This window comes from Dyadobacter sp. SRI_021, assembly GCF_057586235.1.
On record NZ_JBYCZM010000004.1, the window covers coordinates 270,904 to 295,759 of the forward strand.

Below are 24,856 nucleotides of genomic sequence, written 5' to 3' on the forward strand. Positions count from 1 at the left end.
TTACTTTACCTGCTGCGTAAAAAGCCGTTTCAATGTTTCCTCGGGGTCCGTACAAAAGCCCGGGTGAACTTTGGACGTCTGCAAAACGGTGCTGCGCGTGGCAGTAAGCCAACGAAACCGCGAGGCCGCGGGTAACGCGGCAATAGGACTCCCGCATTGCCGGTTACCCTCGCAGATTTGTCTGAATGCATTGAGATAATCCTCCACCTCGGCTAAATCCGTATCGGGTGCAAAAGCGCTCAGGCGATCTCCATTAATTTCCGAAATGCAAGCAAGAAAACCACGCGAAGGACAATAAAGCACCACGCCCACGTTCATGAACTCCTCCCGTTCCACACGCGGCACGATGCGCAAAACTGCATATTCGTATAAAAATCTATCTGGCATCCCGGGCTCCTTTCACAAAGATTTCAGATGCTGACAGGCGGGCCTGCAAATAAGAAATGTAGGCCTGCCGATGCTCGTCGGCAGACTCAAATGGTGAATCTCTCAACCAATCGTCGGGAATAAGAGATACCACCGCCGGGATAACACCGTCGGCCAATCGTTCGCTGAACTCAGCGTTCACTTCTTCCAGCATTGACGCACTTCGCAGCAGTACGTGGTCCTTTATTTGTGTAAATGGCCTTTTCGCCTGCTCTTCCCAGTTTTGCCACGAATGATGAAAGTAAAGCGCGGCACCATGATCGATCAACCACAGTTCCTTATGCCACATCAGCATATTGGTATTGCGGGCGGTACGGTCGACGTTGGTCAAAAAGCTGTCAAGCCATACAATCTCGGACGCCAGCCGCGGCTCCACCTTTGTCACAACCGGGTCGAATGTAATGGCGCCCGACAGGTAATGCATCGCCAGATTGAGGCCGGTGCTCGCTTTGAGCAAATCCTGGATTTCTTCGTCGGGTTCCGTCCTTCCGAATCCTTCATCCAGATTTGCAAACACGATTTCGGGAACTTTAAGTCCCAGGAAACGGGCGAGTTCCCCTCCTATCAACTCTGAAATCAATGCCTTTGTACCCTGCCCCGCACCTCTGAATTTCAATACATACAGAAAGTCGTCATCAGCCTCCGCAATGGCAGGGAGCGAACCACCCTCGCGAAGCGGGATAAGATAGCGAAGTACATTCACGGTTCGCAAGCTGGAAGTATTGTTGTTCACTTGAAGCAGGTAAGTCTGTTGAAAGCGCCGAAGTTAGTCATTTTGCGCTCTTTTTGCAGGATTAAACGTCGGGCGTAGGTTAAAAAAGATTTATTGTAATTCAATGCATTCATTTTGTAGAAATAATTTGGATATATCATCTCCGATCCTATATTTGTAGAACTAGTTACAAAACAAACCTTCCTCATCATTTGATAAAATACTACCTGAAACTTCTGCTGGTTCTGGCCTGCTGTGGAAAAGTTGTACCATTTTGCGTAGCTCAGCCCTCGAATGCAGTCTATCCCGACAAGCAAACCAATGGAGGCACTGCCGCAGGCGGAGGCCTCACCGGGAGCTTTTCGGTTGCCAATCCAGACAATGCCAGAAACACTGCCGGAAATACCAAACCTAACAATAATTATGCGCTGCTCACGGCCACGAGTACGCTGGGAACTTCCTCTGCATGGATTCAGCTCGAATTCCCTTCGGAAGTAATCGCCAGTACCGGTGCTCCTGTGACCGTATATGTACGTACCAACAACAACAGCAGCGCATTGCTCGGTGGGGGTGTGGAGCTTACTGTACATGACAAAAATGGAGTCCAGATAAGCACTCAGTCTGCCGATTACAAAACTTATTACACCCCTGATGGCTCAGTATTTCTGGCGGTTACTCCTACCGCCACATTTAAGTACGTGAGAACGAAGCTTTCGTCGCCCGCCGCGCTAGGCACCAACACCTTGCAGGTATATTATGCCTTCTACGGGCCAGGAGCTACCAATACATCCAACCCCTACCCTTTTAATGTCGCCGATTGTGGTAGTCCGAATGTGTCCACCAAAGACTATTCCGGCATCACGTTGGGGAGCTTCGACGTCCTGAATGCCGGAAATGCGATCGATAATGACCTGAATTCCAAATCCTCGTTTGTCTCGACGGGTGTGGCTCTGCTCAGCGGACATATCAAACAGACGTTCTTTTTCAATGGTGTTTCCAACAATGCAGACGCCGTACGGGTTATTCTGTCGCAAAGTGGGTCGTTCCTGGCGGTAAACCTTGCTTCCGCCGTTACACTACAGGCCTACAACGGCGGCACGCCGGTAGGAACTTCTACGTTGGTCAGCGCGCTGCTGGATGCTGACTTGCTGGGGCTTTTGGGCGGAAATAACAACCAGGTCGCTTTTTATTTTGCCCCCAGGAATACAGCAGGCTCGTCGGTGATATTCGACAGGGTAGAGCTTGATCTCAACATCGGTGCGCTCGGCGTCGGGCTTGGCAGCAATGGCCTTAATATTCACGATGTACGGCGTTCACCGGACGCTCCCACGGCAGCAAGTCCAAAAGCCTGCAGCAATATCGGCACGGCGGCGTTGTCGGCCCTGGCACCGCAGTTGGGCATTTCGGGGATCGGCAGTTTTTCGTACACGTGGTATACTACGGCGCACGGCACCGGCTCGGTCTCAACTGCACAAAACTGGACAGCCAGCGGCCTCAGTACGCCCGGTACCGCGTCCTATTACGTGGACATAACCAAGTCGGGTTCCGGCTGTATTGCTTCGCCCCGGAAAAAAGTGGATATCCTCGTGTCGAGTCCGCCAGTTCCGCCAGGCGTAGCGCTCACCCCCTGATCACTCCAAATTCAAACCATCTTTTATAATTGTTCATTTTATCATTACAATCATGAAAAAACTGTTTACCACCCTCCTTGCAGTTGTGTTCTTCTCTTGCGTGGCACAAATTTCCAAAGCCGGCACCTATTATGTGGTGAACGGGCAATCGTTCTCGCTCTCGCCCGCGGCCGGATCCAATTTCTACCAATATCTCTGGACGCTCGATCCCGGTGCAGGTCAGGTGATCGAAACGCTCGACCAGGCAAGCGGCGGAGTGCTCACCCACACTTTCTCGGATGCCGTTACCTCGCCCAGCATTCACAAAATCACGCTGGGTGTTATCGAAGTGCTCGATGGCTGTTTATCCAATGTCGTGGAGCACACCATCATTGTGCTTCCCACTCTTACTGTAAGCATTACGGCTGATAAAGAGAATTTCTGTACGGATAAATCAGTGGCGGCTTCCTTGTCGGCGACCGTTTCTGCCACAACTGGCCTGGATACCTACGGCGTAACGATTTCCCCGTTTGCATGGAGCAAGGGCGGATCGGTAATCAGCGGACAGACGGCCTCAACCCTGAACGTAACCGAAGCCGGTATATACAGCGCCATCGTTAGTTACGTACTCCCTACAACAGGCGACTTTATTCCTACGGCTTCGAAACTGACCGGCTCGGTAACCGGCGGAACAAAAGAAATCCTGCATAACCTGCCTGTACCGACTGTCCCTGCCATCACACTTAACTAATTTGATTGATCTGAAAAAACAGAAAGCGGCAGTCATGCGCTACTCCTTTTTCATATGGATGCTTCTCGTGTCCGGCTGGGCCTCTGCGCAAAGCCAGGTCAGGGAAGTATTCATGTGCAAGGATGCTACTTTACGGATCAGAGCCGAATCTACCGGGGCGGTACGGTACGAATGGTTTCTGGACAATCAGGTGATCACGGGGGCATCCTCGGCCGAGTTGCGCGTGAAAAATGAAGGCACTTATAAAGCAGTAGGCGTCAATGCCGACGGCTGCGAATCCGGGGAGTCGGTTTATATCGTGGTCAAGCATCACAAACCTTCGGCAGTCGATGATATTGCGATGGGGAAAGTAAATACGCCGGTAGTAATCGACGTGCTGAAAAACGACCTTTCCGAATGCGCGGCATTTAATCCGGCCTCGCTCACAGTCGTGGAGAGCCCGGCATCGGGCACGGTAACAAGCGCGAACGGATTGATAACGTATACCCCTGATCGTGATTTCAAAGGCCGCATAACGATCGGATACACGGTGAGCGACCAGTCCGGACAGCTTTCGAATATTGCGCAAGTCGAAGTCGATATCGTTTCCGACCCATTGCCGGTAACACTGGCCTATTTCGACGTCCAGAAAAAAGAGACCGCGGCATGGCTCGAATGGCGAACCACTGAAGAGACCAACAGTGCCTATTTCGACGTGCAGAGAAGCACAGATACCCGCGACTGGCGCGTAATGGGCACGGTGAATGCGGCATTTGAAAGCAACACAGCCAGAAACTACACTTTCACCGACAGCATTCCCGAACCGGGATTGAATTACTACCGGCTGAAAATGGTCGACGCCGACGGCAGCGTTGCATTCAGCGGTATCCGCTCGCTAAGCTTTCCCGAGTTTTCGTGGGCAGAAGTTTATCCCAACCCGGTCGACGATCTGTTACGTATTGTAATCCGCAACCGCAAAGTGAACAACGTCAGGGTGATCAGCCATTCAGGAGTTGTAAGGCTTTCCCGGCCGGTCACATCACCCACTTTTACAATCAGTATGAAACCGTATCCGATCGGCATGTATTACATTCATTTCGAGCAAGCCGACGGAGCTGTCAGGATATTCAAGTTGATGCATAATTAAATCAGGCCCTGGCCGATGCCGGGGCTTTGATTTTCACAATGCTTCAAAAACCGGCTTACCTCCCGATTGCAAGCTGATATTCCGGACGGAGCCCGTGCCACGGAAGCCAAATGCCAGGCCCAGAATCTTGATCGGGCGATTTGGAACCGGAAACTCAAAGGCCTGCCGGTCGTTAATTGAATAGCGGATTTTGCCGCCGGAAGCCGCGCAGGAGACCCGCACCCAATCCGAAAAGTCAACTCCCAATGCCGACAGGTCTGCTTTTTTACCGGATAGGTAGTCATCCACACTCATCAGGTAGAGGTCCGAAACACATCCTTTTACAGACAACGGTATCACAATCGGTGCATCATCGGTAAGCAAAGAAATATAGGTCAGCTGGCAGGCCGCCGCGCCTTCATTGTATTCATTTTTTATTTCGGTTAAAAAAGAAAAGTCACTAAGCGCCACCGGTTCGAAATTACCTACATTGAAATACTTGATTAAAGGCGGCTCCGGTTGTAGCGCGATATTCTTCTGCTCAATGGTTTTCGTACTCGTTCCAATGCCGTCGGCACGCAGGAATTCTTCTTTTTTCAGGTAAACCGGCATTTTGCGCTGGTCAATCAACCCTGACCAGCCGTCGGTTCCAACCAGCAGCTTATGTTCCTGAACGATCTGATCTCCGATCACCAACTTGGCTTTATAGCTACCGGGCTCGTAATACACCGAAGTGTGCTTATGAAGGTTTTTGTCGACAAGGACACGCCGGGTATCGTCCCAGGATTGCTGGATAAATACTGAATCCGTCGGTGAAGCTGTTGCGTCATAGGTAAATATGACAGAATTGGGGATACCGCGTGTTACCGGGCGGCTGTCGAAAGTGTAAGCACTTTTTTCCAGCTGCGGCTCTCCTTTATCGAATGCAACCATACTGACCAGAATAACCGTCACCACCGCAGAGGCGATCCACGCCACCTTCTTCCAACTTCGTATATTCTTCGAGGTGACCACCAGGGGAAGCTCCTCGTCAGGCTCCGTAACAACAACCCTATTTTGTTTTACAAAAGCACGCCAGTCGCCCGCCCCCGCAAAGCGCGCCAGCGTGTTCAACGTAGTTCCGCTGGGCAGGTGGTGATATTCTGTCCTGCCCCATATACGCCGGAGTGTGCTCGTGCTGAGCGACACACCGGTTTCGTTGAGAATTAGTTCGCTCAGGTTCTCAAAATCGGCCGTCTGCCAGCTGTCCGCCGGGCCCCAGCCCAGCTTGTCTTCAATGACAGCTTTGCAACGCTGCAGTTCATTTATTTCAGAAACCATTGTAGATGAGCATGATAAAACTTGACAAAACTTGAACAGAACTTGAAAACGACGTTACCGGCGGGCTCATTATGTTTGAACCATCAAAGCAACCGGCCAGCCGGCCGTGTACGCTAAGCGACCAACAAATATTTAAAAGATGCACAAATTAAGCTATTTATTGTCCATTACATTATTGCTTGTTACAGGCACGCTTCAAGCACAGACGGTTTATGTCAATGCGGCTACGGGTAGCGATGCAGCTGATGGCAAAGTCGCAACACCAGTAGCGACGTTGCAGCGTGCCGTTGAACTGGCAAAGACATTCAAGCCGGGTGAAAGCGTTACTATCAAAGTTGCGCCAGGACTTTACACACTGCGCGACCAGGTAGTAATTGACAAGCGCAATACGGAGGAAGCATGGCTCACCATTGAAGCGGCGTCCTTGCCCGATGATGCGGATTGGAAGCCCGCGCAAATGCCGGTAATCCAATCGATATCGGCGAACAACAGCAAAACCCAGTTCGAGCATGCCGTCGGGTTTCTTGTCGCAGCTGATCACGTGCGCATCCGCGGGCTGAAGTTTATCGGCAACAGCAACCCGGAAGTGCAGTACTATTACCCGGTAAACCGCAAAGATTCCACATTAACCGGACTGGACATTTCGCAGTGCTATTTCATCGGAGAGCGCAATTCCGCGCCCATTCAGGGAAGCATTTGGGCGCACGGCGCTGGCATTCACATCGACCATTGCATTTTTTATGGCACTAAGAATGCGCTGCTCCTTTTTATGGCCATCAGGGATTTTTCTCTTAAAAACTCCATTATAGTCGGCGCTTATGAGTCGGCAATATGGTTTGGTGCATTCCACGGGCCATTCATATTCGAAAATAATATTGTTGCCAACTCCGAATATCTGTGGCTCCGTGCGGAGAAAACGTACCCGAAATATCACTTCAAAAATTGCCTTTTTACCGGAATGCAGCACGAAATGGGTTACTACGGCCAAAACAGCGCAACACCGGCGGACAGTAACGCACATTCTGAAGAACACGTCTCGCGCACAGGCAAGCTGCTGCTCAGCGAAGTCGCGACGAAAGGTTTACCCCACGACTACCTTCATCCCTTACCCAATTCTGCCGGAAAAGAGCTTAACGCCGGTATTTTCAAAAAGTAGGTTCATTCTAACACGTTTGCATTATTAGCCATGAAAAAATTAATTCTAGTTGCTCTCTCCGCCATTACCTTCGCTGCATTGGGTCAAAAGAAAGCCAGAACCACCGAAAAAGACTCCGGCAACTGGATAGCCCTCACTGCCGAACATTGGGATGCACCTGGCGCCAACGCCGAATTTACGACGTATGATGGCCGGCCGGCGCTGAAAGTACTCCCCAAACCAGGCCAGGTCGTCTTGAAGAATACCGTATTTTCGAACGGCACCATCGAGTTCGACTACATTCCCACCGATCAGCGGTTTGCGTCATTCTATTTCAGATACAAGGATAGCAAGGAAACCGAGCTTTTTTATTTCCGTACCCATCGCGCGGGCGACTCTACGGGCATTGAAGCTGTACAGTATACACCCGCTATTGATGGCGTGAACCTCTGGGACTTGCTGCCGCACTACCAGGGAAAAGCCAATTTTCAGAACAAAACCTGGAACCATGTAAAGCTGATTGCATCGGGTTATCAGCTGCGGGTGTTTGTGAACGATATGCAGCGACCTACCATGGAAGTGCCACGGATGGAAGGCAATATTTCGGAAGGAACGCTCGCATTCGAAGGCGAGGGCATTGTTTCAAACCTGGTAATCAAGCCCGGACAGACCGAGGGGCTTCCCGCGTACGAGGGCACCGATCCGGTTGCGCATGATCCGCGTTACCTGCGCAAGTGGCAGGTGTCCCAACCTGCCGCATTGCCGAAAAATGTGGATTTCAGCATTGATTACGCACCCAAAGCAGAAACAATGTGGGAAACGATATGGGCCGAAAGAAGAGGAATGATGAACCTGACGCGTAAGTTCGGCATGAGCAAGGAGCGTCGCCTCGTTTGGATGAAGGTCAATATCAATTCCAAAACAGACCAGAAAAAAAAGATCGCGATGGGATTCAGCGACGACGTATGGGTGTTCCTGAACGGCCGCTACCTGTATGTCGATAAAAACACTTTTGGCGCGCCCATCATGAAAGAACCTGCGGGCAGGTGTTCCATTGAAAACACCGCATTTATAATACCCTTCAAAGCCGGGAAAAACGAACTGACGGTGGCCCTCGCCAACGATTTTTACGGATGGGCATTGATAGCACGCCTGGAAGATATGGATGGGCTTACCTTTGAATAATCTATGAAGGAAGGAGGAAGGGGAGGAAGGATGAAAGGAAGGAAGTTTTCATAGTCTTCCACCCTCCCTTTCATCCCTTTCCTCTACTGATTTGTCAGCACGATTTTACCAAACTGCCTGCCTTCGTGCATGTAATCGAAAGCTAGCTGCGCGTCCGATAACGACGGATATATTTTGTCTACGACAGGTTTGATCTGATGCTTCGCCGTAAATGCGAGCATATCCCGAAACTCCTGTAACGTCCCCATCGTCGTGCCGAGGATCGACAGGTTTCGCCAATACACTTTATTGGGGATAATGTTGCCGATTGGGCCGTCGGTGCCGCCGAAAAACACGATCCTGCCGCCCGGCTTTGCGATGTCGATCAGGGTATCGAAGCCTTTGCCCGAAGCGCTATCCAGTACGACGTCGAATCCGCCTGTTAACTCTTTCGCTTTCAGGAACCAGTTTTCTTCTTTGTAGTTAAACCCATCGACCGCGCCGAGCGCTTTGGCCTTTTCGATCTTCTCCTGCGAGCTGGAAGTAACGTACGCTTTAGCACCTGCTGCGATCGCATATTGTAAAGCCAGCAAAGCGGTACCCGCACCAATACCGGTGATCAATATCTGCTCGCCAGGTTTCAGCGCCGCCCGTGTAAACAAGGCACGGTAGGTGGTAATGCCTGCCAGCGGGAGCGCTGCCGCTTCCGCATCGGTAAGGTGCGCCGGCTTCTCATGGATATATTGGGCATCCACGGCAATGTATTCGGCAAAGGTGCCGGGTTCCGGGTTACCCAGGATTTTGAACTGGTCGCCGAATGCGGCCGGATTATCGCCCCAATCGTGGCTGGGGTTGATGATCACCACCTTCCCAATCCAGGCCGGGTCCGCATTCGCACCGGCTTCAACCACTGTGCCCAGGCCGTCAGAACCCAGGATAAGCCCTCCTTTCGGACCGGCGTATTGGCCTTTCTGAATCCACACGTCGCGGTGGTTCAAGGAGGAATAGGCCAGCTTGACAAGCACCTGGTTTTCACCAGGCACAGGCGTTTCCACTTCTTTGATAATGAGTGGGGCATTGGTATCGGTCAAAAATACTGCTTTCATAAATTAAAACGATTTTGTGTTTGACAATGCAAATTTGTACCGATTTTTAAGCATATTTACAGTACAATTTTTCCAAAATCCGGTATATTTTTCGCAGCCATGAAAGAAAACCTGCACGAACCCTTCGAAATTATTTACAAGGAGCTCGACGAATGTCCCAAACCGACACATCAGCACAACTTTTTTGAATTGATCTACATTCTGGAAGGTACCGGCGTGCAGGAGATCAACCATCATACTTTCCGGTACAATGCCGGCCATATGTTTTTGCTCACCCCCGAAGACACGCATTCTTTCGACATCGAGACGACTACCAAGTTTGTTTTCATCCGCTTCAATGATGTGTATATCAAGCGGAATACGTCCTTGGTGAGCGCCTCACATAGGGAGGACCTCTTGCAAAGACTGGAATTTATCTTGCAGAATGCCAGCCACCAACCCGGGTGCATTCTCAAAAACCAGACAGACAAGCGCATTGTCAAGCCGCTCGTAGAGGCGATAATCCGCGAGTACGTCAACCGCGATATGTACAACCAGGAGCTTATCAGGCAATATGTTAACACGATGATTATCCTGGTAGCGCGCAATATTGCCATGTATCTGCCCGAAAAGATCACTGAATGCAGCGAAGAAAAGGCCATTGACATCCTTCAATATATTCAGGCCAACCTATATCACCCCGAAAAGATCAAGGCCGCCCGCATCAGCAGCCGCTTCGGAATATCGGAATCCTATCTGGGAAGGTATTTCAAGAAACACACCAATGAAACAATGCAGGAATACATCGTCAATTCAAGGTTAAAACTGGTCGAAACCAGGTTGTTGCACAGCGACATGCGTATGAACGAAATTGCCTCCGAGCTTTCATTTACAGACGAAAGCCACCTCAACCGGTTTTTCAAAAAGAGCAAAGGAATGAGCCTGGGTGAATACCGTCGCAAGCACCGGGGAATGACAAGCACATAGATCCCCCGAAGTTCCTGGAACAGTATTTGAAGAAGGTTCAAATCACTAAACTAAAAGCCACCGCCCATGAAGCCGCTTAAAACGTTCGTACTTGCCCTGACATTAGTCATTCCCTCCTGCACATTTGCGCAATCCGGCGATGCTTCGACTCGATCATTGAGACAGGAGCAGAAATACCAGCGCAAGACGAAGAGGCATCAGGTCAAAACAGCCGATTCATCGGACCTGAATGCGATTTTGAAGGATTCGGCCAATGCGGAAACCGGCCCGATACTTAATGATAATGGGGCCATTAACTCGTCCGGCAGCATCGACGGCAACCGCAGCAGTACCGGTCGGCCGGGCGCCGATACCACGTCCTACACGGTGAAGCGGAAAAGGACTCTTATTAAAAAGCCGTAAATTGGATTTTTATGACAAAACAGGCCGCGGATCGAAAATCACACGGATGTGTGTGATTTTACCGTCATGCACTTCGTACCAGCCGGCAGTCAGTACATTCTTGCCGCCCATATCGATCTCATAAAGTACCGAAACCGAATCCTCATCGTAGAGCAGTTTCTTCACATGATAGCGCAGTTTCATCTTCGACATCTGCCTTACATATTCGTCCCTTCCCTCCACACTCCCGAGCACTCCTTCGAACCTCACATTCTCGTCCATGAGCTCCCCCGCTCCCTCAAAGTCACCATTGTTCAAAGCTTTGAGAAAAGCCGATACCGTGGCTGCACTCGCAGCCGCGCTTAAATACTTATTTACTTGCTCCATGGTTACATACGTTTGTTTTGAGCAACGCCAGCGAAAATGATGCCAGAAGATTGGGGGCTGCTACCCAAGCCGCTTCAAAACCTTCTCCATCCGCTTGCGTTTTGATTCTTTTTCAAAATCACCCAGGCGACTGGTAAGCGTCTTCACGAATATCGCCTTGTGCGCTGCGCTGATCACCGGTAATGCATTCTCGGCATACATCGGAAGCTGGTTAGACGGACAGCTCAGCATTTGTTCATTCAGTAAGGGGAGCGTCTGATCGGCATAGGCGGGAATGCCGCTGAGCTTGATGAGAATGGCGACAAAATTGTCACGGGTAATTACGGAGCCTTTGTCGGCAACTGCGGCAAGTTGGGGAACCGCCGCAAATACAACTTCCGGTTTTTCGCGCGCAATGGCGTTCAGGGCTGTCATGGCGCCCCACTGCATCCGGTTGTCCTTGCTTCCGAGCAACGCGGCGAACTGATCGGCGTAAGCTGCTATTAACGGAGGCATCCGTTCGCCAATTTCATAGAGTACTTTAATGCAGTCATGGCGGACGTCCTTACTTTTATGGCTCAGGTTTTCAATCAGATCAGCAATGGCACTACCATCGCCATTTGTGGCAATTTCGATGGCTAATTCCTGATTAGGCACTTCATCACGACGGCCCAGCGAGGTTGCAAGTCTGGATATTACGGTCATAGACATTTGAGTTAATACGCCTTTCCACTACTTTTCCGCTTACGATCAGGATAATGCGCATCGATCAGTTTGATTGCCTCCGCCTGTGTTAGCGCTGCGAAATTACGATAACGGTGATGTACATCAATAATTTCTTCTAGTGCTGCGTCGACGAGCGGGCGGTTCTCCCAGCCTTTCAGATCCGCGAGTACGATGGCAAGGCAACCTTTTTTGTAGGCGATCTGCCCGATCACATGCACGAGCGTATTGCGTACGCGTGCCGTGCGGTCGTGTTGAAGCTCGGCCAAAAGCGGCAGAATATCTTCGGGGTGCTTGCGCCCGCGCAGTTCGATACCATGGCAAATCTCTCTTCGGATTTCCTTGTCCTCATGGTGCAGATACTCCCTCGCCCATGCCAGGACCGGTGTAGGATTTACCTCGCCCATTTTTTTCACCGAGCCGATCACCGCATTTCTCGGCGAATGATGCGGATCTTTCAATCCTTCGTCGAAATAATATCGAACTCCTTCGAAGTCCCATTTACCGATTTCGCCCGCCGCATTGATCACCGTTTGTCTGACCTTGAAATCCGGATCGGACCTGAATTCGAAGAGCATAGCCAGGATCGCGGGGCGAAGGGTGACGTCCCCGGAGTATAACCGTCCCGTCACCAGGTAAGCCGACTTTCGAATGTAAGTATCGTCATCTGAATAGAGCAGACGTACTTTTTGAAGATTATAGCTTAGCAATGCATCCTTAATTACTCCTTTGATCGCAAGTACGCGATCGGCTCTTTCGGACTTTGATAAATCATAAAATGCCACGGGACTGGAAGAAGCTGGTCAAAAAAATTCCCCGGCGAAAGCGGGCCTGCCGGGGGATGCTGTATAAATAAACGTTGAGTAAGAGACGATGGGTGCAAATAATAAATAACTCAACAACTACAAATTACTTCTATCAGGCTACTAATTTATCGCAAAAATTGTAGATTCCGCAAAAAAATGGTCACAAACCCGCAAAAGTTCGTCAAAAAAGTACCGTTTTGCACTTTTAAGTACTGAAATCTCCGGAATCTCAACCTTGGTTTTAACATAAAAAGCCGGCCCACGAAATGAAGGACCGGCTTTCAGTAGTTAATGCTTGTAACCTATTTCTTCTGCTGTGACAGGAAGGTGATCAATGAAGCAAATTCCTCATAAGACAGCTCATTGGCCAGCCCCGGAGGCATCATCGAAGTTTCCAGTTCCTTGCGCGAGGTAATATTAGCTACTTTAATGGTGTTCACCTGGCCGGTAATGTCACGGATCACCAGTTTTTCAGCCGATTCTTCCGAAACAAAACCCATGTAGGTTTTATCACCTTTGGTAGTGATCATTACCGAAGCAAAGCCCTGGGAAATCGACGCATTCGGCTTCAAAATCGACTCCGCGATCTGCTCGCGGTTCATGATCGAGCCGATCTGCCCCATGAATGGCCCCTTCATCACCTCATTGCGGCTCAGGCTGTGGCAGGCTACGCACCCCTGTTTGGTGAACAGCTTCCGTCCCGTGGCCGGATCGCCCTGGATTTTCGCGATGGCCAGCATTACATCCTCAATCGATGACTCTCCTACTTGCCCTTTTTTATTACGGATCTTTTCAAGGTCGACTTTCACCTCCTCTTTCGCAGCGGCTACTTCTTCCCCACCGAACTCGGTAATACCCATGCGGTTCCGCGCATTCAGATCGGCGAAGAATTGTTTGTCGTTTGCAGCGTTAAATTCTCTCATCAAAAAGTCTTTCACCTTCGCAGACGACTCCCATTCAACGGCCTTATAATATGGACCATGCGTATCAGGGCGTGTGCTCCACCACCATGAACCGTCGTAATCAGCTTCCTTTTTATAGATTCTGCCCAATGTCATCAGGATCTGTTCTTTCAACCCCTTATCGCTGGTTTTGCCATAAGCGGCGATCAATCCGTCGACAGCCTTGGGATCGTGCATGTAGCGCAACGCCCACAATGCGATCGTAGAGTTTTCGGTACCGATTGCTTTCACACAAGCGTCTACCGCATTCAATGCCACAAGCGAGCGCACCGCGATGTGCGGAGTTACGATAGCCGAATTCGGCGTTGCGTGGGGACCTTCGGTTCCTTTGGCAGGTGCTACAAAAGAGCCTGGCACTTTCACTTTCAGCAATGCTTCTGCGCCTTCCGGTCTGCCCAAACGGCCTAACCCGATTGCCGCAGCCAGTTTCTCCCGCGCATTACCATTTTCGAGCGCTTGCAGGAATGGCTCTACGGGCACTTTGGCGATATAAGGCTTACGATCGGCCAGTGCACGCAATGCGTATTCGCGCATATCGCTTTCGGAAGCAAGTTTCGCAAGGTTATCAATACCTTCCGTTCCGGCTGCCTGCGCGTAAGTGTACATACCCGCCACGCGTACGTATAAAGGAGCCTTCTTGTCCCCGGCAACAGCCCATGCCGCCTTCGCAGCATCTTTTGAAGGGCGTTTCAGTAATTCCTGCTGCGCCGCCAGACGCTGCACAGCACTTTCCGACCGCAGCAATGCCGCCAGTTGCTTCACCGACGACTTGCTGATGTCTTTGAATGCCGTGTATTGCCAACCCTGCGGTACTGCACGGGAAATAAAACCTTTACCCGGGTTACCCGAATATCCGGCGCCATCCCAAGCTGCCAGGTAAACACGTCCCGAAGCATCGATGTCCAGGTCTGTAACCTGTGAAAGCTTGATAAACTCCTCCTCCTTCTGCTGGAACGTAGGACCATCCGGCGTCACCCGGTGCACGTACACCTGGCTGCGGCCCCAGTCGGCCATCATTGGTACACGGTTATATTTGGCCGGCCAGTTCGGGTCGTCCATAAAGAGCGAACCCGTTCCCGAACCTCCTCCGAGGTCGATCAGTGCAGGGATGATCTCTTCGGTAAAATTCTTGAACAACACCGGGTAACCATACTCCCCTGACTGGATCTGGTTGCTGAAACGGATGTTCCAGCCGCCACCATCGTTGGTGTTGTCGCGGGTGAAGATGTTCATATAAGGGTCAATCGCCACGTCGTAGATGTTACGCAACCCGTGAGTATATACCTCCATCTCGGTACCATCCGGGCGCACACGAACGATACCTCCGCCCAATTGGGTCATTTTCTTGCCCGAACGGTCGAGCGCGTCGTGGAAACCGAAGTCCCCCACGGCAATGTAGATCCATCCGTCGATACCCATGCGGATCCCATTAGTAGCGTGGTCTGTACCACGGCTTTGGAGAAATTTAGGAGAACATACATTTTCGACCAGCGGCCTGGCCGGTCCGTCGGCTACACCGTCATGGTTTTTGTCTTCCAGCACCACCAGGTCCATTCCCGAAGCCTTTCCGGTTTCCTTGGAAAAAGTAGTATGTAAAACAAACACCTGGTCACCCTGCGCAATGATCCCACGAGGGTTATCCAGCATGGCAAACGTGGTGTGCTGGTCTACTTTGCCGTCATTATTCGTATCGACAAGCCGCACAATGCTGCCTTTTCCGGGGGTTTTGCCCAGTGAGCCTATCATATCGACACCCACAAATACCTCACCGGTAGGCGCCACAGCCAGACAGGCGGGACTTGGCGTAAGATCATGACCTGCAAAATGCGTTACATTCAGTTCTGCCGGCCATGCGGCAGCGTTAGGAAGGGAGTCGGCTTTGGTCAGATTCCGGGGTTGGGATCTTTCCTCTTTTTGAAGGGTGCCCGTCGTCGACCATAGCATAAGCAGGAACGCCGAGACGCTTAATGTAATTTTTAACATAAATAGTTTAACAAAAATAATTTCAACCCTTTCATCAAGAGCTGATTGGTACAGTACACAGATTCTTAAAATAGGATGCAGGTCATAACTACTCTAAAAACCCGCAATATAGCCCTCTATTTTCTCTGATAAAGCGCGAAGCGCATGAAAAGCTCCGGTAAGGCCTCCTGCTGGCCATGCAGGGTGGTGAAATGAAAGTGGCGATCAATCGACAACCCTTCCACATCGACAATGCGGCATTCCTTGCTCTGCAATTCCTTCAGTACCGCATGTACCGAAATGAACGCCATACTGTCGGAATGCAGGATGTACAATTTCATACTTTCGCTGCTGCTCAGCTGCATTTCCACATTCAAATCGCCCAACCCAAGCCCGATTGACTTCAGCGCATGGGCAATTACTTCCAGCGTGCCCGAACCCGGCTCGCGCAGCAGCAGCGGAATGTCACGTAGTTGCTCGGCATTCACTATGCCCGTAGCTGCCAACGGATTTTTGCTGTTCGCCACAAGAACGATCTCGTCTTTCAGAAACTCGGTATACTTGATAGCCGCATTCTTGGAAAACCCCTCGATCACCCCCAGATCGATCTCCTTATGCTGCAATGCATGCTCGATCTCCTCGGTGTTTTTGGTGGTAAGCGTCACCTCGATGTTATGGAACTTTCGATGAAATGCAGCCAGAATCGGTGGTAGAATGTACTGGGCGGCTGTCGTACTCGCCCCCAGCCTCAACTTGCCGCTATTGCGCTGTGAAAGGCTGTTGATTTCAAATTCCAGATTTCTGTAAATATCGAAAATCTGCTCGGCATGATGCAGTAGTATTTCCCCGGCTGCTGTGAGACTGATCTTCGACCCATTCCGTTCAAACAATTTGGTTTTCAACTGGCTTTCCAACTCATGAATATGCTTCGTTACCGCTGGCTGGGTAATAAAAAGCTCAGCGGCGGCTTTGGTAAAGCTCAGGCGACGGGCGACGGTTTGGAAAACTTGTAAGCGGAAGTCGAAGACCATGAAGCAGCTGTTCTGTGAATATGCAAAAGCAAAGAAAACGCTTTCCCGACAAATGCCCGCACGCATTGTCCGGCATTGGCACCGGGTGTCCGCTTTCGGACAACACATTTTTCCAAAAAATGCATTCAAACAGCCTGTAAGCCATTTCTCAATAGCGGCACGCCATTTGTTATACATTTACAGAAATAATAAAACCCTTATGAAAGGAACCTATCTGGGAGAGTTTGAAGAGGTAGTGCTATTGGCAGTCGCGATACTGGCCGGGGATGCGTACGGGGCGTCGATTACCAACGAAATCGAACAACAAATGGGACGGTCGGTGAATCTTGGAGCCGTACATGCGGCCTTGCACCGCCTGGAAGAGAAAGGCCTGCTGTCGTCACGCCTGGGCGGGGCTACGGCTGAACGGGGCGGGCGGAGTAAACGCTTTTTCACTATCACGATGGCCGGTACCAAAGCACTGGACAATATTCGTGAGATCCGCAACCGTATGTGGAGTGCCATTCCTAAACCCGCCTAAACCATGAAAGCCCCTATTCAACCACCCAAATGGGCTACACGCCTGCTGCATGGATTCTGTGCGCCGCACCTGGTAAACGACCTGGAAGGTGACCTGCTGGAACTGTTCTCTCAGCGTGCACGCACCTACGGGCCACGCGAGGCGCGCAGGCGTTACGTACGCGACGTGTTCAGTCTGATACGTCCTTTTGCATGGAGAAAAGAGCCCGAAAAATATCCCAAACCTGCATTCACCCAGTCAGCCATGATCCGTAACTATTTCAAAATCGCATTCCGCAACCTGGCCAAACACAAAATGTTCTCCATTATTAATGTACTGGGGTTGTCGGCGGGTATGACCGCCTGTTTCCTCATCGCATTATACGTGCATTTCGAGCTGACCTACGATGCTTTCAACCAGAAAGCCGACCGCATTTACCGCGTTGCAGCAGATATTAAAACCAGCTCCGAAACGCTCCGCTACGCAATCAGCCCATGGGCGATGGCATCCAACATGCAAAATGAATTTCCCGAAGTAGAAAGTTTTGTGCGGGTACAAAAAGAGGAGACGCTGTTCCGGAAGGGCGATCTTAAATTCATTGAAGAAAACACCGTACTCGCCGACTCGACGCTGTTCAGTATTTTTGATTTAAAATTATTGAAAGGCAATCCCAAGACGGCCCTGACAGCGCCCCTGAGCCTGGTTTTGACCGAAACCGCGGCCAGGAAATACTTCGGTGCCGCCGATCCCGTCGGTCAGACGCTGCTGCTGGGCGACCATAGCGAGCCAGCCCAGATTACCGGCGTCATGCAGGACCCGCCGGCTAATTCGCAGATCAAAGGAGACATTTTCGTCTCTATGAGCACCTACACCGCACATCAGGACAAAAACATCGAACGGGAATGGGGCAGCTTCGGCGCTATCGCATTCGTGCTCGTCAAACCCGGTACCGATCCCGCTGCCTTGGAAAGGAAGTTCCCTGCATTTGTTCAAAACCATGCCGGGAGGATGATGGCCGAGCAACAAATGCAAATCAGCCTGAGCCTCGAACCGTTAAGGGACATTTACCTGCATTCAACTCGCCCGGCGGAAGAATCGGGCAGTGCCGATAACCTTTACATTTTCAGTGCCGTCGCGCTGTTCATTATGGTCATCGCCGGCATCAACTTCGTAAATCTGACTACCGCACGTTCGGTGGAGCGGGCACGGGAGGTGGGTATGCGCAAGGCGGTGGGTGCTGCCAAAGGTGCGTTGGCCCGGCAATTCATCACGGAATCGGTACTGATATGTATGATCGCTTTTGTATTGTCCATGGCTATTACGGCTGCCTTGTTGCCATTTTTCAACATACTCGCCGGCAAACAGGTCAGTAAGGGGATCGTCCATGAAATACCTTTTGCGGCAATCGGATTAGTCCTCGCGGGGTTGATCGGAACATTGGCAGGCGTTTACCCCGCCTTTGTCCTCTCTTCCTTTGAACCGGTGAAAGTACTGAAGGGTCGTTTCACAACGAGTTCGAAAGGAGTTATGCTCCGAAAAGGACTGGTGACCGTACAGTTTGCCATTTCCATCGTCATGATCATCGCTACGATTGTCGTGTACACACAGCTCGATTTCATGCGCAGCCACGACCTGGGCTTTAACAAAGACCAGACGTTGGTTATCCAGGCCGGCACCGGCCGTAACCGCGATGCCTTTAAGGAGTCCATTCTGGATTTCGCGGGGGTGCGATCGGCGGCGGCTTCGGCGGCCGTGCCCGGCAGCTGGACTCCGCAGGCATATTCAAAAGTGGAAAACAGCGCTGGTGAAATGCAGGCCGGCAATCTCGATGTTTACCGCGTGGATTTCGACTTTGTCCGGCAATATGGATTACAGGTTGTAGCCGGGCGCGCATTCTCCAAAGCATATGCGACCGACAGTACCCAATCGCTAATGATCAATGAGGCAACAGCGAAAGTACTGGGCTACCGTTCCGCCGGAGAGGCCGTTGGTAAAAAGTTCGAGCAATGGGGCCGGAAAGGGGTGATTATCGGAGTTGTCCGGGATTTTCATTTCAAATCATTGCAGGAAAACATCAAACCGCTGACCTTCCGCATTACCGACTTTTGGAATGGCAACCTGCTCTCCGTCAAAATAGACGGCCGCAATGTGAAACAAACTCTTTCAGCGATCGAAAATCAGTGGAAAAAGGCGAATCCCGACAAGCCATTCACCTATTATTTCCTGGACGAGTTCTACGACCGCCAGTACCGCGCCGACGAGCGTTTCGAAGCGCTCTTCCTGAATTTTGCCGGATTGGCGATCTTTATATCCTGTCTGGGGTTGTTGGGACTTGCCTCTTACTCCACCGTTCAGCGAACAAAAGAGATTGGTGTCAGGAAAGTCATGGGGGCTTCGGCAGCCAGCATTGTCGGACTGTTGTCCAGGGACTTCCTTCAACTGGTAGGCATTGCATTCGTAATCGCGGCACCGCTAGCGTGGTTCGCGATGCACCGCTGGCTGGAAGGTTTTGCCTACAAAACCGATATCCGTGCGTGGATTTTTGTTGCGGCGGCATTGCTTTCCACGTTTGTCGCCCTGGCTACCATTAGTTTCCAGAGCATTCGCGCCGCGTTGATGAACCCGATAAAAAGTTTGCGCAGTGAATAAAATCCCCAATAGCGAACCGCCCAAATGGGCCACCCGGCTGCTGCATTGGTTTTGCGCCGACCACCTGGTTAACGACCTCGAAGGTGATTTACTCGAACTCTTCGCGTACCGCGCACGCACGCACGGAATTCGCGAGGCGCGCAGACGGTACGTGCGCGACGTATTTAGCCTGATACGCCCTTTTGCATGGAGAAAAGAAGCCGAAAAATACCCCAAAAACGCATTCACCCAGTCAGCCATGATCCGTAACTATTTCAAAATCGCATTCCGCAACCTGGCCAAGCATAAGACGTTCTCGCTAATTAACCTCATGGGATTGTCGGCAGGTATGACCGCCTGTTTTCTGATTGCATTATACGTGCATTTCGAGCTGACCTATGATGCATTCAACAAAAAGTCCGACCGTATTTACCGGCTTTCAACCGACATTTCATACAGTGGCGGCATGCTGCATTACAGCATCAGCGCCTGGCCATTCGGGCCCAATTTGCAAAACGATTTCCCCGATATAGAAGCATTTACCCGCATCAGTAAGGAGAATTACCTTTTCCGTAGGGGCGATTTGAAATTCAATGAACCACAAACCATCCTGGCTGATTCTTCGCTTTTTCAGGTGCTTGATTTAAAACTCCTGCAAGGCAATCCCAAAACCGCATTGCAGGCGCCATTCAGCGTGGTACTCACCGAAAGTACTGCTAAAAAATACTTCGGCGACCGCGACCCGATGGGGCAGACGCTGCTCGTCGGCGACGCCGGGGATGCCGCACAAGTGACAGGTATTATGCAGGAGCCGCCCATGAACTCGCAGATCAGGGGCGACATTTTCATTTCCATGACCACCCATACCCGACACTATAACACCGCCGTAAACGAAGAATGGGGCAATTTCGGCACCACTACTTACCTGTTGTTGAAACCCGGCACTGATCCGGCGGTACTTACCAGCAAGTTTCCGGCATTTATCGAAAGGCATACCGGCGCTTTCCTCCGCCAGGAAAAAGTATCGTTCACTTTCGTCCTCGAACCGCTTCTTGACATTTACCTGCATTCCGACCGTGAGGCGGAGCAGTCGGGCAGCCTGGCCAATATCTACACATTCACCATTATCGCCGTTTTCATCCTGCTCATTGCCTGCATTAATTTCGTGAACCTCACCACCGCCCGCTCGCTCGAACGCGCCCGCGAGGTAGGTGTGCGCAAGGCGATCGGCGCGGCAAAAAGTGCGTTGGCGCGCCAGTTTATCTCAGAATCCCTGTTGATGTCATCGCTCAGTTTCGTTTTTGCCGTCATACTTTCGGCCGCATTAATCCCGCTTTTCAACCGACTTTCGGGCAAAACGATCAGCTACGGCATTGCGGAAGAATTGCCGTTTATAGCCATCTTGTTCGGTGCCTCCCTGCTGATAGGGCTGGCATCGGGCATTTACCCAGCGTTGGTACTATCGTCGTTCGAGCCGGTGAAAGTATTGAAAGGCAGGTTTGCAACGAGTAGTAGCGGCAATTTTCTGCGAAAAGGGCTGGTTACCGTGCAGTTTGCTATTTCCATTGCATTAATTATCGGCACAATGATCGTCTACACACAGCTCGATTTTATGCGCAGCCATGAGCTGGGCTTTTCTAAAGACCAAACGTTGATAATCCCGTCGGGTACGGGCAGTGGCCGCGAGGCATTAAAGACTGCATTGCAGCATGTGAACGGTGTGGAGTCCGTGGCGGCATCTTCATCGGTGCCGGGTGGCGAAAACTCGGATGCTCATTCGAAGATCGAGAACAGCCGGGGCGAAATGCAGGCGGCTACACTGGACGTATACCGGGTCGATTTTGATTTTATTCCTCAATATGGATTGAAACTGGTGGCCGGCAGGCCGTTTTCGAAGGAATTTACTACCGACAGCACCAAAGCCCTGGTGATCAACGAGGCAGCCGCGAAGCTGCTGGGGTACAATGCGCCGGCACAGGCGATAGGCAAAAAATTCAGTCAATGGGACCGCGAGGGAACCATTATCGGCGTGGTGAAGGACTTCAATTTCAAATCTTTACGCGAAAAAGTAAAACCCCTCACCTTTCGCCTGCTTGATCCGTGGAATGGCGACTGGCTATCCATCAAGCTGAATGGCAATCACATACATCAGACCCTGGAAGCCATTGAAACACAATGGAAAATTCAGCATCCCGACCGCCCATTCAGCTACTTTTTCCTCGACGAGTTCTACGACCGCCAATACCGCGCCGACGTTCGTTTTCAGGAACTTTTCATCAATTTCGCCGTGCTGGCCATCGTCATTTCCTGCCTTGGCCTGCTTGGTTTGGCATCCTTTTCTACTGTGCAGCGCACGAAGGAGATTGGTGTGCGTAAAGTAATGGGTGCTTCGGCGGTGAGTATCGTCGGGTTGTTGTCGAGAGATTTCATGCAGCTGGTGGGTATCGCATTTGTGGTTGCTGCACCCGTAGCCTGGTTCGCTATGCACCGCTGGCTGGAAGGTTTTGCATACAAAACCGAGATCAGCCTCTGGATTTTTATCGCGGCAGCTCTGCTTTCAGCCCTTGTCGCCCTGGCTACCATTAGTTTCCAGAGTATTCGCGCCGCATTGACGAACCCGGTGAAGTCCCTCAGGAGTGAGTAGGCTGATGTTACATCGGTCATGCGTGGTCAGAAATGGTTAAGAGTTGTTATGAGTTGTCAAGAGTGGTCATGAGTAGTCAGAAATGGTCATTTATTGTTTTATATTGGATGAAATCCGCATCGTACCTAATATTTGATCCATTTCTGATAATACCTGACAAGACTTGGCCATTTCTGACAATACCTGACTACACTTGACTACCTTTGACCACTCATGACCACACTTGACCATTTCTGACTACACTTGACAACATCTGACCACTCATGACCACACCCAACCCAAACCGTCGCCGTTTCCTCGGCCAGGCCGCATTATCCGCCGGCGCATTCACATTCCTGACGCCCGAAACGCTTTTCGGTGCAGCCCCCAAAGCCTATACCGTCCAGCAGATTATCGACCTGATACTCAAAGAAGGCAACCTGAAACCGATCCCGGATACGGTCGACACCATTAAATCCGGCAATGCCAACCAGACCGTAACAGGTATTGTGACCACGATGTTCGCCACCGCTACGGTCATCGAACAGGCCGCCAAACTGAAAGCCAACTTCATCATCGCCCACGAACCGACTTTCTACAACCACCGCGACGATCCGGAATGGGTAAAAGGCAATGAAGTTGTCAAAAAGAAGCAAGCCCTGCTCGAAAAGCACAAGATCACGGTATGGCGTTTCCACGACTATTGCCATTCCCTCAAACCGGATGCGATCCGCTACGGTGTCGTCAAAAAAGCTGGCTGGGCGCAGTACTACAAAAACGAAACGCCGGCATTGACTATCCCTGCTACCTCGCTTGGAGAACTCGTAAAGCACCTCAAAACGAAACTAGGCATTCAGAAACTCCGTGTAATCGGCGATCTGGGTCAATCCTGTTCCAAGCTCGCCATTATGCCCGGCGCAGCCGGCGGCCAGCGGCAAGTATCCGTGGCCGTTGCTGAAAAGCCGGACGTGCTCATCGTAGGCGAAACGCCGGAATGGGAAGGTGTCGAATACGCCCGCGACGGGCGGCTGCTAGGATCGACAATGGTGTTGATCGTGCTCGGTCACGCCGTGAGCGAGGAGCCTGGAATGGAATATTTTGTAGAATGGTTGCAACCGAAGATTTCAGGGATTAAAGTGACGCACGTGGCGTCCGGGGATCCGTTTCAGTGGGTTTAGTCTCGAATAATGGTTAGTAATGCAAGAGCCGGTGAGAAATAATCCATCAGCCAATAACTCTGGGCTGACGCCACGGGGGTTGAGAGTCCTTGAAGGAAGGTAGTGCGTAGCCCATTTAATAATTCGGCTCCTAATTTCTAAAAACCAGGAGCCGAAATACTTATATAAATGACTATGCTAAACAATCATCCCATGCGGGTCAATCACAAACTTCTTGGCCGCGCCCTTGTCAAAATCCGCATAACCTCTCGGCGCGTCCTGTAAAGTAATCACCTCCACATTCACTGCTTTGGCTATTTTGATTTTATCGTACAGAATCGCGTTCATCAGGTTGCGATGGTATTTCATCACCGGGCATTGGCCTGTGTAGAATGAGTGGGATTTGGCCCATCCGAGACCAATGCGGATGCTAAGGCTGCCTTCCTTGGCGGCTGAGTCGCGCGCTCCAGGGTCGCCGGTGACGTAGAGGCCCGGAATACCAATAGCGCCCCCCGCCCTGGTGACGGCCATCGCGGTGTTCAGGACCGTAGCCGGGCGCTCCTCGACCGCATGGGCGCCGTGGCCACGGGCTTCAAAGCCGACGCAATCGACGAAGCAATCCACTTCGGGTACACCTACAATTTCCGCAATGGCCTGTTCCAATGGCGTGTCCTTTGTGAGGTCGATTACCTCGCAGCCAAAGCTGGCGGCCTGCGCGAGGCGCTCGGGGATCATATCACCGACGATCACGACCGCAGCTCCGAGCAGGTGGCAAGAGGCCGCGCAGGCGAGCCCAACCGGACCAGCGCCCGCTACATACACGATCGACCCCGGCCCCACACCAGCCGTCACGGCTCCGTGGAAGCCGGTTGGAAAAATATCGGAAAGCAGGGTGAGGTCCTTGATATAGGCCATACCCTGGTCTTTGTCGGGGAATTTGAGCAGGTTGAAATCGGCATAGGGCACCATGACATACTCGGCTTGCCCGCCTACCCAGCCGCCCATGTCCACATACCCGTATGCAGCGCCCGGGCGCGAGGGGTTTACATTGAGGCAAATGCCGGTTTTACCTTCCTTACAGTTGCGGCACCGGCCGCAGGCAATGTTAAAGGGGACTGACACCAGGTCGCCGATTTTAATGAACTCGACGTCGCGGCCCGCTTCGATCACGATGCCGGTGATCTCGTGGCCGAGCACAAGCCCGGCCGGGGCGGTAGTGCGTCCACGGACCATGTGCTGGTCGCTGCCGCAAATGTTGGTGGAAACGATTTTCAGGATTACACCGTGCTCACACTTGCGGTTACCCAGCGCGAGTTTGGGATACTCGATTTCCTGCACTTCGACCTCGCCGGGCCGGATGTAAGCTACTCCATGGTTTTGGCACATAAGCTAAGATTTAAGGGTTAGTACTCAATCTTTGATC

General features: G+C 51.4%; 21 protein-coding genes. 11 read left to right on the forward strand and 10 right to left on the reverse strand.

Annotation, left to right across the window (positions count from 1 at the left end):
* Both AC2YIT_RS14140 and AC2YIT_RS14145 read right to left on the reverse strand, forming a co-directional pair.
* On the reverse strand, positions 1 to 387 hold the full coding sequence (locus AC2YIT_RS14140; protein WP_487279580.1) for a DUF3037 domain-containing protein: 387 nt from the start codon (positions 385 to 387) through the stop codon (positions 1 to 3).
* Entirely contained in the window at positions 377 to 1,159 is a 783-nt protein-coding gene (locus AC2YIT_RS14145) for a HipA family kinase (RefSeq protein WP_487279581.1), read from the reverse strand. The genes AC2YIT_RS14140 and AC2YIT_RS14145 overlap by 11 nt, the downstream gene beginning before the upstream one ends.
* Before the next feature lie 191 nt (positions 1,160 to 1,350).
* On the opposite strand from AC2YIT_RS14145, the gene AC2YIT_RS14150 reads away from it, so the two are divergent.
* The 3 genes from AC2YIT_RS14150 to AC2YIT_RS14160 are packed head-to-tail and all read left to right on the forward strand — an operon-like array spanning position 1,351 to position 4,625.
* Complete coding sequence (locus tag AC2YIT_RS14150) at positions 1,351 to 2,769, forward strand: immunoglobulin domain-containing protein (RefSeq protein WP_487279582.1); 1,419 nt, start codon at positions 1,351 to 1,353, stop codon at positions 2,767 to 2,769.
* 52 nt (positions 2,770 to 2,821) lie between these two features.
* Positions 2,822 to 3,499, forward strand: a complete 678-nt coding sequence (locus AC2YIT_RS14155; RefSeq protein ID WP_487279583.1) for a hypothetical protein — start codon at positions 2,822 to 2,824, stop codon at positions 3,497 to 3,499.
* Positions 3,500 to 3,533: 34 nt separating this feature from the next.
* Positions 3,534 to 4,625, forward strand: a complete 1,092-nt coding sequence (locus AC2YIT_RS14160) for an Ig-like domain-containing protein (RefSeq protein ID WP_487279584.1) — start codon at positions 3,534 to 3,536, stop codon at positions 4,623 to 4,625.
* Between the two features lie 33 nt (positions 4,626 to 4,658).
* Here AC2YIT_RS14160 and AC2YIT_RS14165 read toward each other — a convergent pair whose 3' ends face one another.
* Positions 4,659 to 5,924: a hypothetical protein gene (locus AC2YIT_RS14165; RefSeq protein ID WP_430845744.1), complete on the reverse strand. Its 1,266-nt coding sequence runs from the start codon at positions 5,922 to 5,924 to the stop codon at positions 4,659 to 4,661.
* Between the two features lie 139 nt (positions 5,925 to 6,063).
* Here AC2YIT_RS14165 and AC2YIT_RS14170 point away from each other — a divergent pair, with 139 nt between their 5' ends.
* Both AC2YIT_RS14170 and AC2YIT_RS14175 read left to right on the forward strand, forming a co-directional pair.
* A complete protein-coding gene (locus tag AC2YIT_RS14170) occupies positions 6,064 to 7,080 on the forward strand; it encodes a right-handed parallel beta-helix repeat-containing protein (protein WP_487279585.1) in 1,017 nt (338 codons plus the stop codon).
* A gap of 30 nt (positions 7,081 to 7,110) precedes the next feature.
* On the forward strand, positions 7,111 to 8,244 hold the full coding sequence (locus AC2YIT_RS14175) for a LamG domain-containing protein (protein WP_487279586.1): 1,134 nt from the start codon (positions 7,111 to 7,113) through the stop codon (positions 8,242 to 8,244).
* An 83-nt stretch (positions 8,245 to 8,327) separates the two neighbouring features.
* Here AC2YIT_RS14175 and AC2YIT_RS14180 read toward each other — a convergent pair whose 3' ends face one another.
* The gene (locus tag AC2YIT_RS14180; protein ID WP_487279587.1) at positions 8,328 to 9,329 is read right to left on the reverse strand and encodes a quinone oxidoreductase family protein; all 1,002 of its coding nucleotides are present in this window, start codon (positions 9,327 to 9,329) and stop codon (positions 8,328 to 8,330) included.
* 99 nt (positions 9,330 to 9,428) lie between these two features.
* On the opposite strand from AC2YIT_RS14180, the gene AC2YIT_RS14185 reads away from it, so the two are divergent.
* Positions 9,429 to 10,295: an AraC family transcriptional regulator gene (locus AC2YIT_RS14185; RefSeq protein WP_487279588.1), complete on the forward strand. Its 867-nt coding sequence runs from the start codon at positions 9,429 to 9,431 to the stop codon at positions 10,293 to 10,295.
* Between the two features lie 66 nt (positions 10,296 to 10,361).
* Positions 10,362 to 10,697 carry a hypothetical protein gene (locus AC2YIT_RS14190; protein WP_430845739.1) on the forward strand — a complete coding sequence of 112 codons (336 nt, stop codon included), beginning with the start codon at positions 10,362 to 10,364 and terminating at the stop codon, positions 10,695 to 10,697.
* A 9-nt stretch (positions 10,698 to 10,706) separates the two neighbouring features.
* Here the strand turns inward: AC2YIT_RS14190 and AC2YIT_RS14195 are convergent, their stop codons facing one another.
* The 5 genes from AC2YIT_RS14195 to AC2YIT_RS14215 all read right to left on the reverse strand — a co-directional run bounded on the left by AC2YIT_RS14195 (position 10,707) and on the right by AC2YIT_RS14215 (position 16,526).
* Positions 10,707 to 11,063, reverse strand: a complete 357-nt coding sequence (locus tag AC2YIT_RS14195) for a nuclear transport factor 2 family protein (protein WP_430845738.1) — start codon at positions 11,061 to 11,063, stop codon at positions 10,707 to 10,709.
* A gap of 60 nt (positions 11,064 to 11,123) precedes the next feature.
* Positions 11,124 to 11,747, reverse strand: coding sequence for a HEAT repeat domain-containing protein (locus AC2YIT_RS14200; RefSeq protein WP_430845737.1), 624 nt, complete (start codon positions 11,745 to 11,747; stop codon positions 11,124 to 11,126).
* 11 nt (positions 11,748 to 11,758) lie between these two features.
* Positions 11,759 to 12,550, reverse strand: coding sequence for a HEAT repeat domain-containing protein (locus tag AC2YIT_RS14205; RefSeq protein WP_487279589.1), 792 nt, complete (start codon positions 12,548 to 12,550; stop codon positions 11,759 to 11,761).
* A 323-nt stretch (positions 12,551 to 12,873) separates the two neighbouring features.
* On the reverse strand, positions 12,874 to 15,516 hold the full coding sequence (locus AC2YIT_RS14210; RefSeq protein WP_487279590.1) for a DUF7133 domain-containing protein: 2,643 nt from the start codon (positions 15,514 to 15,516) through the stop codon (positions 12,874 to 12,876).
* A 116-nt stretch (positions 15,517 to 15,632) separates the two neighbouring features.
* Positions 15,633 to 16,526 (reverse strand): LysR substrate-binding domain-containing protein, encoded by an 894-nt coding sequence (locus AC2YIT_RS14215; protein ID WP_487279591.1) that lies wholly within the window; start codon positions 16,524 to 16,526, stop codon positions 15,633 to 15,635.
* Positions 16,527 to 16,725: 199 nt separating this feature from the next.
* Between AC2YIT_RS14215 and AC2YIT_RS14220 the strand changes: the two genes are divergently transcribed.
* The 4 genes from AC2YIT_RS14220 (at position 16,726) to AC2YIT_RS14235 (ending at position 23,454) form a co-directional block, all read left to right on the forward strand.
* Positions 16,726 to 17,046, forward strand: a complete 321-nt coding sequence (locus AC2YIT_RS14220) for a PadR family transcriptional regulator (protein WP_430845733.1) — start codon at positions 16,726 to 16,728, stop codon at positions 17,044 to 17,046.
* 3 nt (positions 17,047 to 17,049) lie between these two features.
* Positions 17,050 to 19,674 carry an ABC transporter permease gene (locus AC2YIT_RS14225; RefSeq protein ID WP_487279592.1) on the forward strand — a complete coding sequence of 875 codons (2,625 nt, stop codon included), beginning with the start codon at positions 17,050 to 17,052 and terminating at the stop codon, positions 19,672 to 19,674.
* Entirely contained in the window at positions 19,667 to 22,297 is a 2,631-nt protein-coding gene (locus AC2YIT_RS14230; RefSeq protein WP_487279593.1) for an ABC transporter permease, read from the forward strand. Before AC2YIT_RS14225 ends, AC2YIT_RS14230 begins: the two co-directional genes overlap by 8 nt.
* 263 nt (positions 22,298 to 22,560) lie before the next feature.
* On the forward strand, positions 22,561 to 23,454 hold the full coding sequence (locus AC2YIT_RS14235; protein WP_487279594.1) for a Nif3-like dinuclear metal center hexameric protein: 894 nt from the start codon (positions 22,561 to 22,563) through the stop codon (positions 23,452 to 23,454).
* Positions 23,455 to 23,631: 177 nt separating this feature from the next.
* Here AC2YIT_RS14235 and fdhA read toward each other — a convergent pair whose 3' ends face one another.
* Positions 23,632 to 24,819 (reverse strand): formaldehyde dehydrogenase, glutathione-independent, encoded by a 1,188-nt coding sequence (gene fdhA, locus AC2YIT_RS14240; RefSeq protein WP_487279595.1) that lies wholly within the window; start codon positions 24,817 to 24,819, stop codon positions 23,632 to 23,634.
* Positions 24,820 to 24,856 lie beyond the last annotated feature (37 nt).

Bases quoted from the DNA above. Each gene is read 5' to 3' on its own strand.
- AC2YIT_RS14220 (WP_430845733.1), top strand. From the start codon at position 16,726: ATGAAAGGAACCTATCTGGGAGAGTTTGAAGAGGTAGTGCTATTGGCA.
- AC2YIT_RS14180 (WP_487279587.1), bottom strand. From the start codon at position 9,329: ATGAAAGCAGTATTTTTGACCGATACCAATGCCCCACTCATTATCAAA.
- AC2YIT_RS14185 (WP_487279588.1), top strand. From the start codon at position 9,429: ATGAAAGAAAACCTGCACGAACCCTTCGAAATTATTTACAAGGAGCTC.
- AC2YIT_RS14195 (WP_430845738.1), bottom strand. From the start codon at position 11,063: ATGGAGCAAGTAAATAAGTATTTAAGCGCGGCTGCGAGTGCAGCCACG.
- AC2YIT_RS14140 (WP_487279580.1), bottom strand. From the start codon at position 387: ATGCCAGATAGATTTTTATACGAATATGCAGTTTTGCGCATCGTGCCG.
- AC2YIT_RS14170 (WP_487279585.1), top strand. From the start codon at position 6,064: ATGCACAAATTAAGCTATTTATTGTCCATTACATTATTGCTTGTTACA.
- AC2YIT_RS14215 (WP_487279591.1), bottom strand. From the start codon at position 16,526: ATGGTCTTCGACTTCCGCTTACAAGTTTTCCAAACCGTCGCCCGTCGC.
- fdhA (WP_487279595.1), bottom strand. From the start codon at position 24,819: ATGTGCCAAAACCATGGAGTAGCTTACATCCGGCCCGGCGAGGTCGAA.
- AC2YIT_RS14200 (WP_430845737.1), bottom strand. From the start codon at position 11,747: ATGACCGTAATATCCAGACTTGCAACCTCGCTGGGCCGTCGTGATGAA.
- AC2YIT_RS14210 (WP_487279590.1), bottom strand. From the start codon at position 15,516: ATGTTAAAAATTACATTAAGCGTCTCGGCGTTCCTGCTTATGCTATGG.
- AC2YIT_RS14225 (WP_487279592.1), top strand. From the start codon at position 17,050: ATGAAAGCCCCTATTCAACCACCCAAATGGGCTACACGCCTGCTGCAT.
- AC2YIT_RS14235 (WP_487279594.1), top strand. From the start codon at position 22,561: ATGACCACACCCAACCCAAACCGTCGCCGTTTCCTCGGCCAGGCCGCA.
- AC2YIT_RS14175 (WP_487279586.1), top strand. From the start codon at position 7,111: ATGAAAAAATTAATTCTAGTTGCTCTCTCCGCCATTACCTTCGCTGCA.
- AC2YIT_RS14160 (WP_487279584.1), top strand. From the start codon at position 3,534: ATGCGCTACTCCTTTTTCATATGGATGCTTCTCGTGTCCGGCTGGGCC.
- AC2YIT_RS14165 (WP_430845744.1), bottom strand. From the start codon at position 5,924: ATGGTTTCTGAAATAAATGAACTGCAGCGTTGCAAAGCTGTCATTGAA.
- AC2YIT_RS14190 (WP_430845739.1), top strand. From the start codon at position 10,362: ATGAAGCCGCTTAAAACGTTCGTACTTGCCCTGACATTAGTCATTCCC.
- AC2YIT_RS14155 (WP_487279583.1), top strand. From the start codon at position 2,822: ATGAAAAAACTGTTTACCACCCTCCTTGCAGTTGTGTTCTTCTCTTGC.